The organism is Stutzerimonas stutzeri RCH2 (assembly GCF_000327065.1).
Lineage (GTDB): Bacteria > Pseudomonadota > Gammaproteobacteria > Pseudomonadales > Pseudomonadaceae > Stutzerimonas > Stutzerimonas stutzeri_AE.
Genome location: NC_019936.1, coordinates 3,805,365 through 3,819,267, shown reverse-complemented (window position 1 = coordinate 3,819,267; position 13,903 = coordinate 3,805,365). Strand labels below are relative to the sequence as shown.

14 protein-coding genes are annotated in these 13,903 nt (G+C 63.1%); 12 read left to right on the top strand and 2 right to left on the bottom strand.

The window, feature by feature from the left end:
• Positions 1–3 precede the first annotated feature (3 nt).
• The 11 genes from PSEST_RS17770 (at position 4) to trpC (ending at position 11,780) form a co-directional block, all read left to right on the top strand.
• Positions 4–1,035 carry an ABC transporter substrate-binding protein gene (locus PSEST_RS17770; protein ID WP_015278324.1) on the top strand — a complete coding sequence of 344 codons (1,032 nt, stop codon included), beginning with the start codon at positions 4–6 and terminating at the stop codon, positions 1,033–1,035.
• A 63-nt stretch (positions 1,036–1,098) separates the two neighbouring features.
• Positions 1,099–2,352 (top strand): ABC transporter permease, encoded by a 1,254-nt coding sequence (locus PSEST_RS17765; protein ID WP_015278323.1) that lies wholly within the window; start codon positions 1,099–1,101, stop codon positions 2,350–2,352.
• A 60-nt stretch (positions 2,353–2,412) separates the two neighbouring features.
• Complete coding sequence (locus PSEST_RS17760; protein WP_015278322.1) at positions 2,413–3,240, top strand: ABC transporter permease; 828 nt, start codon at positions 2,413–2,415, stop codon at positions 3,238–3,240.
• A 12-nt stretch (positions 3,241–3,252) separates the two neighbouring features.
• On the top strand, positions 3,253–4,719 hold the full coding sequence (gene gabD / locus PSEST_RS17755; protein ID WP_015278321.1) for an NADP-dependent succinate-semialdehyde dehydrogenase: 1,467 nt from the start codon (positions 3,253–3,255) through the stop codon (positions 4,717–4,719).
• 158 nt (positions 4,720–4,877) lie between these two features.
• Positions 4,878–6,158, top strand: coding sequence for a 4-aminobutyrate--2-oxoglutarate transaminase (gabT, locus tag PSEST_RS17750; RefSeq protein WP_015278320.1), 1,281 nt, complete (start codon positions 4,878–4,880; stop codon positions 6,156–6,158).
• A 104-nt stretch (positions 6,159–6,262) separates the two neighbouring features.
• The gene (rpe, locus tag PSEST_RS17745; RefSeq protein ID WP_015278319.1) at positions 6,263–6,937 is read left to right on the top strand and encodes a ribulose-phosphate 3-epimerase; all 675 of its coding nucleotides are present in this window, start codon (positions 6,263–6,265) and stop codon (positions 6,935–6,937) included.
• Positions 6,934–7,635 (top strand): phosphoglycolate phosphatase, encoded by a 702-nt coding sequence (locus PSEST_RS17740; protein ID WP_015278318.1) that lies wholly within the window; start codon positions 6,934–6,936, stop codon positions 7,633–7,635. The genes rpe and PSEST_RS17740 overlap by 4 nt, the downstream gene beginning before the upstream one ends.
• Before the next feature lie 179 nt (positions 7,636–7,814).
• Entirely contained in the window at positions 7,815–9,299 is a 1,485-nt protein-coding gene (gene trpE, locus PSEST_RS17735) for an anthranilate synthase component I (RefSeq protein ID WP_015278317.1), read from the top strand.
• Positions 9,300–9,301: 2 nt separating this feature from the next.
• The gene (locus PSEST_RS17730) at positions 9,302–9,895 is read left to right on the top strand and encodes an aminodeoxychorismate/anthranilate synthase component II (RefSeq protein WP_015278316.1); all 594 of its coding nucleotides are present in this window, start codon (positions 9,302–9,304) and stop codon (positions 9,893–9,895) included.
• Positions 9,895–10,941, top strand: a complete 1,047-nt coding sequence (trpD, locus tag PSEST_RS17725) for an anthranilate phosphoribosyltransferase (RefSeq protein WP_015278315.1) — start codon at positions 9,895–9,897, stop codon at positions 10,939–10,941. Before PSEST_RS17730 ends, trpD begins: the two co-directional genes overlap by 1 nt.
• Entirely contained in the window at positions 10,938–11,780 is an 843-nt protein-coding gene (gene trpC, locus PSEST_RS17720) for an indole-3-glycerol phosphate synthase TrpC (RefSeq protein ID WP_015278314.1), read from the top strand. The genes trpD and trpC overlap by 4 nt, the downstream gene beginning before the upstream one ends.
• Before the next feature lie 45 nt (positions 11,781–11,825).
• On the opposite strand, the gene crp is transcribed toward trpC, so the two are convergent.
• Positions 11,826–12,470 (bottom strand): cAMP-activated global transcriptional regulator CRP, encoded by a 645-nt coding sequence (gene crp / locus PSEST_RS17715; protein WP_015278313.1) that lies wholly within the window; start codon positions 12,468–12,470, stop codon positions 11,826–11,828.
• A 212-nt stretch (positions 12,471–12,682) separates the two neighbouring features.
• Between crp and PSEST_RS17710 the strand changes: the two genes are divergently transcribed.
• Positions 12,683–13,105 carry an OsmC family protein gene (locus PSEST_RS17710; RefSeq protein WP_015278312.1) on the top strand — a complete coding sequence of 141 codons (423 nt, stop codon included), beginning with the start codon at positions 12,683–12,685 and terminating at the stop codon, positions 13,103–13,105.
• An 89-nt stretch (positions 13,106–13,194) separates the two neighbouring features.
• Here the strand turns inward: PSEST_RS17710 and coq7 are convergent, their stop codons facing one another.
• The gene (gene coq7 / locus PSEST_RS17705; RefSeq protein ID WP_015278311.1) at positions 13,195–13,842 is read right to left on the bottom strand and encodes a 2-polyprenyl-3-methyl-6-methoxy-1,4-benzoquinone monooxygenase; all 648 of its coding nucleotides are present in this window, start codon (positions 13,840–13,842) and stop codon (positions 13,195–13,197) included.
• Positions 13,843–13,903 lie beyond the last annotated feature (61 nt).

Here is a 13,903-nt window from a genome sequence, read left to right as displayed (position 1 = left end):
GGTATGAGCAACTACCTGAAACTGTCCGCGCTGGCGCTCGGGCTCGTCTGTGCCGGTCAAGCCACTGCCAACAGCCTCACCGCGGTGAGCTTCGGCGGCGCCAACAAGCAGGCCCAGGTCAAGGCCTTCTATCAGCCTTGGGAAGCCGCCGGGCATGGCCGCATCGTCGCGGGTGAGTACAACGGCGAAATGGCCAAGGTCAAGGCGATGGTCGACACCAACAGCGTGTCGTGGAACCTGGTGGAAGTGGAGTCTCCGGAACTGTCCCGCGGCTGTGACGAGGGGCTTTTCGAGGAACTCGACCCGAGCATCGTCGGCAACTCGGACGATTTCGTCGAAGGTGCAATCCAGCCGTGCGGCGTCGGCTTCTTCGTCTGGTCGACTGTGCTCGCCTACAACGCCGACAAGCTGAAAAGCGCGCCGGCCAGCTGGGCGGATTTCTGGGATACCGAGAAATTTCCCGGCAAGCGCGGCCTGCGCAAGGGCGCCAAGTACACCCTCGAGTTCGCACTGATGGCCGACGGTGTGCCGGTCAAGGACGTCTACAAGGTGCTGGCCACCAAGGACGGACAGAACCGCGCCTTCAGAAAGCTCGATCAGCTCAAGCCGAACATCCAGTGGTGGGAAGCCGGCGCGCAGCCGCCGCAGTTCCTCGCTTCCGGCGACGTCGTGATGAGCAGCGCCTACAACGGCCGCATCGCCGCCGTGCAGAACGAGAGCAATCTGCAGATCGTCTGGAGCGGCGGTATTTACGACTTCGATTCCTGGGCCATCCCCAAGGGCGCGAAGAGTCAGGAGCAGGCACGCAAATTCATCGCCTTCACGGTCGAGCCGCAGCAGCAGAAGGCCTATGCCGAGAACATCGCCTACGGCCCGGCGAACACCCAGGCCGTGTCGTTGCTGGATGAAAAGCGCCTGGCGCAGATGCCCACCGCGCCGGAGAACATCGCCGACCAGGTGGCGATGGACGTGACCTTCTGGGCCGACTACGGCGAGCAGCTCGAACAGCGTTTCAACGCCTGGGCAGCACGCTGACCTGAGCGCCCCGCCGCATTGGCGGGGCCGGTCCCAGCTATCGGAACGAATCGCGGAGTCTTCATGGCCACAGCAATATCCCTGCCGGCGAACGAGATCGCCGAGCCCAATCTGAAACAGCGTCTGGCACGGGCCGAACGGGTGAACAAGCTCAAGTCGCAGGCGCTGATCCTGCCGCTGCTGCTGTTCGTGCTGCTGACCTTTCTGGTGCCCATCGCCTCGCTGCTCTGGCGCAGCGTCGAGAACCCCGAGGTGGTGAACACGCTGCCACGCACGCTGGCGGCGCTGGCCGAATGGGATGGTCGTGGGCTGCCAGCGGATCCGGCCTATCAGGCGCTGGCCGAGGATCTGTATCAGGCGCGCCGTGAACAGAGCCTGGGCGATCTGTCCAAGCGGTTGAACATGGAGCTCGCGGGCTATCGCAGCCTGCTGACCAAGACTGCGCGGGCGATGCCGTTTCGCGAGACGCCGGCGTCCTATCAGGAGGCGCTGGAGGCGCTCGACGAGCGTTGGGGCGATCCGGCGTTCTGGCAGGTGATCCAGCGCAACGACAGTGCGGTGACCGGCTACTACCTGCTGGCCGCGCTGGATCACCGCATCGACGAGCTGGGTGAGCTGGCCAAGGTCTCGCCGGATCAGGCGGTGTATCTGGACATCTTCGCTCGTACGTTCTGGATGGGCCTGGTGATCACGGTGATCTGCCTGCTGCTGGCCTATCCGCTGGCCTATCTGTTGGCCAACCTGCCGGCGCGGCAGAGCAACCTGCTGATGATCCTGGTGCTGCTGCCGTTCTGGACCTCGATTCTGGTGCGCGTGGCGGCGTGGATAGTGTTACTGCAGTCTGGCGGTCTCATTAATGGTGCGTTGCTGAAGATGGGCCTGATCGACGAGCCGCTGCAGCTGGTGTTCAACCGCACCGGCGTCTACATCGCCATGGTGCACATCCTGCTGCCGTTCATGATCCTGCCGATTTACAGCGTGATGAAGAACATCTCGCCGAGCTACATGCGCGCCGCGGTGTCCTTGGGCTGTCATCCGTTCGCCAGCTTCTGGCGGGTGTACTTCCCGCAGACCCTTGCCGGCGTCGGTGCCGGTTGCCTGTTGGTGTTCATCATCTCCATCGGCTACTACATCACCCCGGCGCTGCTCGGCAGCCCGAACGATCAGATGGTCAGCTACTTCGTAGCCTTCTACACCAACACCACCATCAACTGGGGCATGGCCACGGCGCTGGGCGGCCTGCTGCTGCTCGCCACCATGCTGCTGTACGTCATCTACAGCTGGCTGGTCGGTGCCAGCCGCCTGCGGCTGGGTTGAGATGACGCACGTCGCGGTGCAGCCGCCTTTTCAGAGTCTTCATGGGCAGGAGAACCTTTCATGCTGAGCCCCTACATGTCGCCCGTCGAACGGGCCTGGTACTACGCGCTGCGCATCCTCTGCGCCCTGGTGCTGCTGTTTCTGATCGTGCCGGTGCTGGTCATCGTGCCGCTGTCGTTCAATTCCGGCTCGTTCCTCGTCTATCCGCTGCAGGGCTTTTCCATGCGTTGGTACGAGGCGCTGTTCAGCTCGGCCGACTGGATGCGCTCGCTGAAGAACAGCATGCTCATCGCGCCCGCCGCGACCTTTCTCGCCGTGGTGCTCGGCACCCTGGCGGCGGTCGGCCTGACCCGCGCGGAATTTCGCGGCAAGGCGCTGCTGATGACCATACTGATCTCGCCGATGGTGGTGCCGGTGGTGATCATCGGTGTGGCCAGCTACCTGTTCTTCGCACCGCTGGGCATGGGCAACAGCTACCTGTCGCTGATCCTCGTGCACGCGGTGCTCGGCGTGCCCTTCGTGATCATCACGGTCTCCGCGACGCTGCAGGGCTTCAACTACAACCTGGTGCGCGCTGCGGCCAGTCTCGGCGCGTCACCGCTGACCGCGTTCTTCCGCGTGACACTGCCGCTGATCGCGCCGGGGGTAATTTCCGGCGCGCTGTTCGCCTTCGCCACCTCGTTCGATGAAGTGGTGGTGACGTTGTTCCTCGCCGGCCCGGAGCAGATCACCCTGCCGCGGCAGATGTTCAGCGGTATACGGGAAAACCTCAGCCCGACCATCGCCGCCGCGGCGACTCTGCTGATCGGCTTCTCCATCGCCCTTCTGCTGACTCTGGAGTGGCTGCGTGGCCGCGCCGAGAAGCTGCGCACTCAACAACCTGCCTGACGGAATACGCACATGACTCTGCAACTTGGGCAACCCGATTTGTTGCGCCAAACCGCCTATCTCAACGGTGAGTGGTGCGAGGCCGACAGTGGCGCGCGCACCGAAATCTTCAATCCGGCCACCGGCGAGCTGATTGGCGCCGTGCCGAACATGGGCCGCGGCGAAACCCGCCGCGCCATCGAAGCCGCGCAGGCAGCCCAACCGGCCTGGCGCGCGCTGACCGCGAAGGAGCGCGCGGCGCGCCTGCGGCGCTGGTACGAACTGATGCTGGAGAATCAGGAAGACCTGGCGCGGATCATGACCGCCGAACAGGGCAAACCACTGGCCGAGGCCCGGGGGGAGGTGGCCTATGCGGCATCCTTTCTCGAATGGTTCGCCGAGGAGGGTAAGCGCCTGTATGGCGATGTGATTCCCGCCCATGCCGGCGACAAGCGCATCCTAGTGCAGAAGGAGCCGGTCGGCGTCACCGCGGCGATCACTCCGTGGAATTTTCCCAGCGCCATGATCACCCGCAAGGCCGGCCCGGCGCTGGCGGCCGGTTGTGCCATGGTCCTCAAGCCGGCACCACAAACACCGTTTTCCGCACTGGCGCTGGCTGCATTGGCCGAGCGTGCGGGAATTCCGGCTGGGCTGCTTAGTGTGATTACCGCCGACGCCGCGACCTCCCGCGAGGTAGGCGCCGAGCTCTGCGAAAACCCAATCGTGCGCAAGCTCTCGTTCACCGGCTCGACCGCGGTGGGCATCAAGCTGATGCAGCAGTGCGCGCCGACGCTGAAGAAACTCTCACTGGAGCTGGGCGGCAACGCACCCTTTATCGTCTTCGACGACGCCGATCTGGATGCGGCGGTCGAGGGCGCGATGATCTCCAAGTACCGCAACGCCGGGCAGACCTGCGTCTGTGCCAACCGCATCTACGTACAGGACGGCATCTACGACGCCTTCGTCGACAAGCTTTCCGCTGCGGTGGCGCGGCTGAAGGTCGGCAACGGTGCGGAGGAGGGCGTGACCACCGGTCCGCTGATCGACGCCGCGGCCGTAGCCAAGGTGCAGCGCCATCTGCAGGACGCCCTCGACAAGGGCGCCACCCTGCTGGCCGGCGGCAAACCCCATGCACTGGGCGGCAACTTCTTCGAGCCGACGCTGGTGGGCGGCGTCACGTCCGAGATGGCCGTGGCGCGCGAGGAAACCTTCGGTCCGCTGGCGCCGCTGTTTCGCTTCCGCGACGAGGACGAGGTGATCCGCCAGGCCAACGACACCGAGTTCGGCCTCGCCGCCTATTTCTACGCCCGCGACCTGAGCCGGGTGTTCCGCGTCGCTGAGGCATTGGAGTACGGCATGGTCGGCATCAACACCGGGGTGATCTCCACCGAGGTGGCGCCGTTCGGCGGCATGAAGGCATCCGGCCTCGGCCGTGAAGGCTCAAAGTACGGCCTGGATGAATACGTGGAAATCAAATACCTGTGCCTGGGCGGCATCTGACGCCAGCGGCCTAAAACAGGCGTGCAAAATAATGCACGGAGTTTTACTGTAATCCGAACGCCTCGGATGGCGCGGCAGTCGATCATCGTATGCTGCCGCGCTCGCTTCCTGGCGTTCTTTCCGACCCGTGCCGACGATGAGCGGCTACCGAGGAGCTTATGAGCAAGACCAACGAATCCCTGATGCAACGCCGTGTCGCCGCCGTTCCCCGTGGCGTCGGCCAGATCCATCCGATATTTGCCGATCACGCGAAGAACAGCAGCGTGGTCGACGTCGAAGGCCGCGAGTTCATCGATTTCGCCGGTGGCATCGCCGTGCTGAATACCGGTCACCTGCACCCGAAAATCATCAAGGCGGTCGAGGACCAGCTGCACAAGCTGACCCACACCTGCTTCCAGGTGCTGGCCTACGAGCCCTACGTCGAGCTGTGCGAGAAGATCAACGCGCGGGTGCCGGGTGATTTCGCCAAGAAGACCCTGCTTGTCACTACCGGCTCCGAGGCGGTGGAAAACGCGGTGAAGATCGCCCGCGCCGCCACCGGGCGTGCCGGCGTGATCGCCTTCACCGGCGCCTACCATGGCCGCACCATGATGACCCTGGGGCTGACCGGCAAGGTCGCGCCGTACTCCGCTGGAATGGGCCTGATGCCCGGCGGTATCTTCCGTGCGCTGTACCCCTGCGCCATTTATGGCGTCAGCGTCGATGACTCGATCGCCAGCATCGAGCGCATCTTCAAGAACGACGCCGAGCCGCGCGATATCGCCGCAATTATCATCGAACCGGTGCAGGGCGAGGGCGGCTTCAACGTCGCGCCGAAGGATTTCATGGCTCGCCTGCGCGCACTGTGCGACGAACACGGCATCCTGCTGATCGCCGACGAAGTGCAGACCGGCGCCGGGCGTACCGGCACCTTCTTCGCCATGGAACAGATGGGTGTGGTCGCCGACCTGACCACCTTTGCCAAGTCTGTTGGCGGTGGTTTCCCGATTGCCGGCGTGTGCGGCAAAGCCGAGATCATGGATGCCATTGCGCCCGGCGGGCTGGGCGGCACCTACGCCGGCAATCCGCTGTCCTGTGCAGCCGCGCTGGCGGTGTTGGAAGTCTTCGAGGAAGAGAAGCTGCTCGACCGCTGCAAGGCGGTAGCCGAGAGGCTGACCACAGGCCTCAAGGCAATCCAGACCAAGCACAAGGAGATCGGCGAGGTGCGCGGTTTGGGCGCGATGATCGCAATCGAGCTGTTCGAGGACGGCGATCATGCGCGGCCGGCTGCCGCCCTGACCTCGCAGATCGTCGCCCGTGCGCGGGACAAGGGCCTGATCCTGCTGTCCTGCGGCACCTACTACAACGTGCTTCGTGTGCTGGTGCCGCTGACTGCCGAAGACGAACTGCTCGACCGTGGCCTGGCCATCATCGGTGAGTGCTTCGATGAGCTGACCTGATCCGACCTAGCGGCTCGCCGGCATCCGCAATGGATGTCAGGCGCGCCGCAACCCTGACCCTCGGGTACAATGCGCGGCATTCCGCCGTGCTACCCGAGGTCGTCATGCAGCCGTTCGCTATCGCCCCTTCGATTCTTTCCGCCAATTTCGCCCGTCTGGGTGAGGAAGTGGACAACGTGCTGGCCGCCGGCGCCGACATCGTCCATTTCGATGTGATGGACAACCACTACGTACCCAACCTGACCATCGGCCCGATGGTCTGCTCAGCGCTGCGCAAGCATGGCGTGACCGCGCCCATCGACGTACACCTGATGGTCAAGCCGGTGGATCGCATGATCGGCGACTTCCTCGAAGCCGGTGCCAGCTACATCACCTTTCACCCGGAAGCCTCCGAGCACATCGATCGCTCGCTGCAGCTGATCAAGGACGGCGGCGCCAAGGCCGGTCTGGTGTTCAACCCGGCCACGCCGCTGGACGTGCTCAAGTACGTGATGGACAAGGTCGACATGGTCCTGCTGATGAGCGTCAACCCTGGTTTCGGCGGGCAGAAGTTCATTCCCAACACACTGGACAAGCTGCGTGAAGCGCGTGCGCTGATCGATGCCAGCGGTCGCGAGATTCGTCTGGAGATCGACGGCGGCGTCAATCCGAAGAACATCCGCGAAATCGCTGCGGCGGGCGCCGATACCTTCGTCGCCGGCTCGGCGATCTTCAATCAGCCGGACTACAAGGCGGTGATCGACCAGATGCGCGCCGAGCTGGCGCTTGCCCGGCCATGACTCGCCTGGAGCAACTGTTCGACGGCACGCTGCCACGGCTGGTGATGTTCGATCTCGACGGTACCCTGATGGATTCGGTACCGGACCTGGCCGCGGCGGTGGACAAGATGCTGATGCTGCTCGGCCGCGAGCCCGCCGGCATCGAGCGGGTGCGCGACTGGGTCGGCAACGGCTCGCGCGTGCTGGTACGTCGCGCATTGGCCGGTGGGCTGAACCATGACGGTGTGGCCGACGAGTTGGCCGACGAGGCGCTGGCGCTGTTCATGCAGGCGTACGCCGGCGGCCACGAGCTGACGGCTGTCTATCCGGGCGTTCGCGAATGCCTGGACTGGCTGCGCGAGCGCGAGGTGAAGCTGGCGATCATCACAAACAAGCCGGCGCAGTTCATCGAACCGCTGCTGGAGGAGAAGGGGCTGGCCGGTTACTTCGATTGGCTGGTCGGCGGTGATACCTTGCCGCAGCAAAAGCCCGATCCGGCGGCGCTGTTCTGGGTTATGGACAAGGCGGGCGTTGCGTCCGGCGAATCGCTGTTCGTGGGTGATTCGCGCAATGACGTGCGGGCTGCCAAGGCCGCGACAGTCCCGTGTGTCGCGCTTACCTACGGCTACAACCACGGCGAGCCCATCGCTGATGAGCATCCGGCTTTGGTGCTCGACGACCTGCGTGAGCTGGTTGCTTCGGCTCCGGGGCTGCGCTAGTGTGGCCGGACTCTTTTTGACCCACCGAAGAGATCAGCTCGTGGTGCTCACCCGCAGACAATGGATGAAAGTCATCAAGGCCCTGGCCCGTTGGCGCTGGCGCGCCTGACTTTTCCTGCCGGCCAGGCCGGCGCGTTTGCCGTTGTTCGTTCGAACCCTCCTCAGACCACGAGGCTGACATGACCCGCGAAGAATTCCTGCGTTTGGCCGCCGAAGGCCATAACCGCATTCCCCTGTCGTTCGAAACCCTTGCCGACTTCGACACCCCGTTGTCGCTATACCTGAAACTGGCCGATGCGCCGAACTCGTATCTGCTTGAGTCCGTTCAGGGCGGCGAGAAGTGGGGGCGTTACTCAATCATCGGTCTGCCGTGCCGCACCGTGCTGCGCGTGCGGGATCACCGCATCAGCGTGACCACCGATGGCATCGAGACCGAGGCCTGTGAGGTCGAGGATCCGCTGGCCTTCGTCGAATCCTTCCAGCAGCGCTACCGCGTCGCGCCGGTCGAAGGCCTGCCGCGCTTCAACGGCGGGCTGGTCGGCTATTTCGGCTACGACAGCGTGCGCTATGTCGAGCGCAAACTTGGCAATTGCCCCAACCCGGATCCGCTGGGCACACCGGATATCTTGCTGATGGTTTCCGACGCCGTGGTGGTGTTCGACAACCTCGCCGGCAAGCTGCATTGCATCGTGCTGGTCGACCCGTCGCAGCCGGAAGCCTACGAGGCAGGTCAGGCTCGCCTGCAAGCGTTACGGGCGAAGCTGCGTCAGTCGATCACGCCGCGCCTGGGCCTGGATTTCGAAAAGAGCAACGGTGCCGAGCCGACCTTCCGTTCCAGCTTCAGCCGCGAGGATTACGAGCAGGCGGTCAACCGCATCAAGGACTACATCCTCGCCGGCGACTGCATGCAGGTGGTGATTTCCCAGCGCATGTCGATCCCGTTCAAGGCCGCACCCATCGATCTGTACCGCGCGCTGCGTTGCTTCAACCCGACGCCCTACATGTACTTCTTCAACTTCGGTGACTTCCACGTGGTGGGGTCGTCGCCAGAAGTGCTGGTGCGGGTCGAGGAAGGCCTGGTCACGGTCCGCCCCATCGCCGGCACGCGTCCACGCGGTGCCAGCGAAGAAGCTGATCTGGCGTTGGAGCAGGACCTGCTCAGCGATGCCAAGGAGCTTGCCGAACACCTGATGCTGATCGACCTGGGCCGCAACGACGTCGGTCGTGTCGCCGAGACCGGCACGGTGCGGCTGACCGAGAAGATGGTCATCGAGCGCTATTCGAATGTCATGCACATCGTTTCCAACGTCACCGGCCAGCTCAAGGCGCCATTGACGGCGATGGATGCGCTGCGCGCGATCCTGCCGGCCGGCACGCTCTCAGGTGCACCGAAGATTCGCGCCATGGAAATCATCGACGAACTCGAGCCGGTCAAGCGTGGCGTCTACGGCGGCGCGGTCGGCTACCTCGCCTGGAACGGCAACATGGATACCGCCATCGCAATTCGTACCGCGGTGATCAAGGACGGCGAGCTGCACGTGCAGGCCGGTGCCGGCATCGTTGCCGACTCGCAGCCGGCACTCGAATGGGAAGAGACGCTGAACAAGCGCCGCGCCATGTTCCGTGCGGTGGCCCTGGCCGAACGCGACCAGCAGGAGAACTGATCATGCTGTTGATGCTGGATAACTACGATTCCTTTACCTACAACGTCGTGCAGTACCTCGGCGAGCTTGGTGCCGACGTCAAGGTGGTGCGCAACGACGAGCTGAGCGTGGCCGAGATCGAAGCGCTGAATCCGGAGCGCATCGTCGTCTCGCCGGGCCCGTGCACGCCGAACGAGGCCGGCGTGTCGCTGGAGCTGATCCGTCATTTCGCCGGCAAGTTGCCCATTCTCGGCGTTTGCCTCGGCCACCAGAGCATCGGTCAGGCCTTCGGTGGCGATGTGGTACGTGCTCGGCAGGCCATGCACGGCAAGACCAGCCCGGTGTTTCACCATGACCAGGGTGTGTTCGCCGGGCTCAATAATCCCCTGACCGTCACCCGTTACCACTCGCTGGTCGTCAAGCGCGAGACGTTGCCCGAGTCCCTGGAGATCACCGCCTGGACCCAGCTGGAGGATGGCTCGGTCGACGAGATCATGGGCTTGCGGCACAAAACGCTGAATATAGAGGGCGTGCAGTTCCACCCCGAATCGATCCTTACCGAACAGGGCCACGAGCTGTTCGCGAATTTTCTGAAGCAGACCGGAGGCATGCGCTGATGGATATCAAGGAAGCCCTCAACCGCATCGTCGGGCAGCTCGATCTGAGCACCGAAGAAATGCAGGCGGTGATGCGCCAGATCATGACCGGTCAGTGCACAGACGCGCAGGTCGGTGCGTTCCTCATGGGCATGCGCATGAAGAGCGAAACCATCGACGAGATCGTCGGCGCCGTGCAGGTCATGCGTGAGCTTGCCGCTCCGGTGCGTTTCGACACCGACAAGCTTGTCGACACCTGTGGCACCGGTGGCGACGGCATGAATATCTTCAACGTGTCCACTGCCGCCTCGTTCGTCGTTGCGGCCGCTGGCGGCAAGGTCGCCAAGCACGGTAACCGCGCAGTATCCGGCAAGAGCGGCAGCGCCGATCTGCTCGAGGCGGCCGGGGTCTTCCTCGACCTGACGCCCGAGCAGGTGGCGCGCAGTGTCGATACGGTCGGCGTCGGCTTCATGTTCGCCCCGGCCCATCATGGCGCCATGAAGCACGCGGCCGGCCCGCGCCGCGAACTCGGCCTACGTACGCTGTTCAATATCCTCGGCCCCATGGCCAACCCGGCCGGCGTCCGCCATCAGGTGCTTGGCGTGTTCAGCAAGGCATTGTGCCGGCCGATGGCCGAAGTGCTGGCGCGTCTGGGCAGCAAGCATGTGCTGGTGGTGCATGCGCAGGATGGGCTGGACGAGATCAGTCTGGCCGCGCCGACGCATGTTGCCGAGCTGAAGGATGGTGAGATCCGTGAATACAGCATTCAGCCCGAGGACTTTGGCATCAAGAGCCAGAGTTTGATCGGCCTGAACGTAGAGGACGCTCAGGGCTCGCTGGCCTTGATCCGCGATGCGCTGGGGCGCCGGCAGAGCGAGAACGGGCAGAAGGCTGCCGACATGATCGTGCTCAACGCTGGCGCTGCGCTTTACGCAGCCGATCTGGCGAGCAGCCTGAAGCAGGGTGTTGAGATGGCGCATGATGCCCTCAGCACCGGGTTGGCGCGCGACAAGCTGGAGGAGCTGGTTTCCTTCACCGCGGTATTCAAGCAGGAGAATCAAAAGTGAGCGTGCCGACCGTTCTGGAGAAGATCATCGCCCGCAAGTTCGAGGAGGTTGCGCAGCGCAGTCGCCAGGTCGGGCTGGGTGAGCTGGAGCAGCGTGCCGCAGCTGCCGATCCGGTGCGTGGCTTCGCTGCCGCGCTTGAGCGCCGGGTGCGCAGCAAGGAGCCTGCGGTTATCGCTGAGGTGAAGAAGGCATCGCCGAGCAAAGGGGTCATTCGCGATCCCTTCCTGCCCGCCGAGATTGCCGCCAGCTACGAGACCGGGGGCGCTGCTTGCCTGTCGGTGTTGACCGACATCGATTTCTTTCAGGGCGCCGATGAATATCTGCAGCAGGCGCGGGCGGCTTGCTCGCTGCCGGTTATCCGCAAGGATTTCATGATCGACCCGTATCAGGTGATCGAAGCGCGCGCGCTTGGCGCCGACTGCATTCTACTGATCGTCGCGGCACTGGACGATGCGCGTATGCACGAGCTGGCAGCGGTGGCCAAGCAGCAGGGGCTGGACGTGCTGGTAGAGGTGCACGACGCTACCGAACTCGAACGTGCGCTGCGTCTGGAAACGCCGCTGGTGGGCATCAACAACCGCAACCTGCATACCTTCGAGGTCAATCTGGAAACCACGCTGGATCTGCTGCCGCGGATTCCAAAGGATCGTCTGGTGGTGACCGAGAGCGGGATCTTCAATCGTGCCGATGTCGAGCTGATGGAAATAAACCAGGTCTACGCATTCCTGGTGGGCGAGGCGTTCATGCGCGCCGAGCAACCTGGCGTAGAGCTGCAGCGCCTGTTCTACCCTGATCGTTCGCGCGGCCGTGCGGCCCCTGTCGCTGCCGATCCGGAGTGACCGCCTGCCCGCGCATTGCGCGCTGGCAGGTAGCGGTCTGAAGGATCAGCGAGTGCCGAATACCACCATGGTCTTGCCTTTGACATAGACGAGACCCTGGGCTTCCAGGCTCTTGAGCACCCGACCGACCATCTCGCGGGAGCAACCGACGATACGGCCGATTTCCTGGCGGGTGATCTTGATCTGCATGCCGTCCGGATGAGTCATGGCGTCGGGCTGCTTGCACAGGTCGAGCAAGGTGCGCGCGACACGGCCGGTAACGTCGAGGAAGGCCAAGTCGCCGACCTTGCGTGTGGTGTTGCGCAGACGCTCGGCCATCTGACTGCCGAGGGCATAGAGGATGTCCGGATCCTGCTGGGTCAGCTCGCGAAACTTCGCATAGCTCAGTTCGGCAACTTCGCATTCGGTCTTTGCGCGGACCCAGGCGCTGCGTTCCTTTTCCGTTCCTTCCTTCTCGAAAAGCCCCATCTCTCCGAAAAAGTCGCCTGCATTCAAATAGGCGATGATCATCTCGCGACCGTCGTCATCCTCGATAAGAATGGTGACCGAGCCTTTGACGATGAAAAAAAGCGACTCGCAACGGTCGCCTGCGTAAATGATCGTGCTCTTCGCCGTGTATCGCCGTCTATGGCAATGGGCGAGCAACTTGTCGATATTCTTTATCTTGGGCGTAAGAGAGATAGCTACCATGCTGTGGGTCCCGGATAAGTATTCAATAAAGACTGATTATTGTTATATGTGGCTGTCATTCAGCTTTCGTGAGCTTAACAGACCAAGGCGGAGCAGTTGCAAAGTTGCGACAGGCGAAACGTGTGGGTCAACGCACCTTTAGTCGCGTATGTGACGCTGTCGATTTAAAGGCCCATGCTAAGCTAGCCGCCCTGTTTTTATTGGAGCTGGCGATGAAAGCGCGCATTCAATGGGTCGACGGTGCGATGTTCCTTGGCGAGTCCGGCAGCGGACATGTCGTGGTGATGGATGGCCCGCCCGAGAACGGCGGACGTAACCTTGGCGTACGCCCCATGGAGATGCTGCTACTTGGCCTGGGTGGCTGCAGTAACTTCGATGTAGTGAGCATTCTGAAAAAGTCGCGGCAGGCTGTGGATAGTTGCGAAGTCTTCGTTGAGGCCGAACGCGCTACCGAGGACCCCAAGGTATTTACCAAGATCCACTTGCGTTTCGTCGTCAAAGGTCGGGCGCTGAAGGATGCGCAAGTGAAGCGCGCCGTCGAGCTGTCGGCCGAGAAGTACTGTTCGGCGTCCATCATGCTTGGTCGTGCCGGGATCGACATTACCCACGCCTACGAGATTGTCGAACTCGGCTAAGCGACGTACAGACTGTCGCGCATTTCGCCAAGCCGTCACCAGGCATCGCGAGATCACCAGAAAGGGCGCCTTAGCGCCCTTTTCAATGGTCAGATGCGATATGTCGCCTTGGTCATGACCTTTGATACCAGGCTCATGCCGAACTTGATCGGCGCAGGAAAGCGCAGGCCGCCAGCCGCGATGGCTGCGGTCGAGTGCTGTGCTTCGTCCTCACGCATTTGCTCGAGAATGGCACGGGATTTTTCATCTTCTGCTGGCAATTGGCCGAGGTGATCGTCCAGGTGCTTGCATACCTGGTCTTCGGTCGCGGCGACGAAGCCCAGGCTGATGCGATCGCTGATGAGTCCCGCGGACGCCCCGATACCGAACGACAGTCCGTAGAACAGAGGATTGAGCACGCTGGTATGGCTGCCTAGTTGACGAATGCGCTGTTCGCACCATGCAAGGTGGTCGATCTCCTCATCCGCGGCCTGCTCCATTGCCTGACGCACCTGAGGCAGGCGGGCCGTCAGAGCCTGCCCCTGATACAGCGCCTGGGCGCAGACTTCGCCGGTGTGGTTGATGCGCATCAAACCTGCCACGTGACGGGTTTCGCTCTCGCTCAGTTCGCTCTCGTTCTTCAGCACGGCCGGCGATGGCCGTGCGGGCTGCCCGCTGAAGGGCAGCAGGGTTCGCAAAGCCGCATCGGCCTGCATCAGCAGGCGGTCGGCTGGGGAGTAGTGGCGTTGGCTGGTCATATGTCCTCCGGAACAAGATTAGACCGCTAGCGGTTGCTGGGGCTGCAGGGGCTGGAGTGGT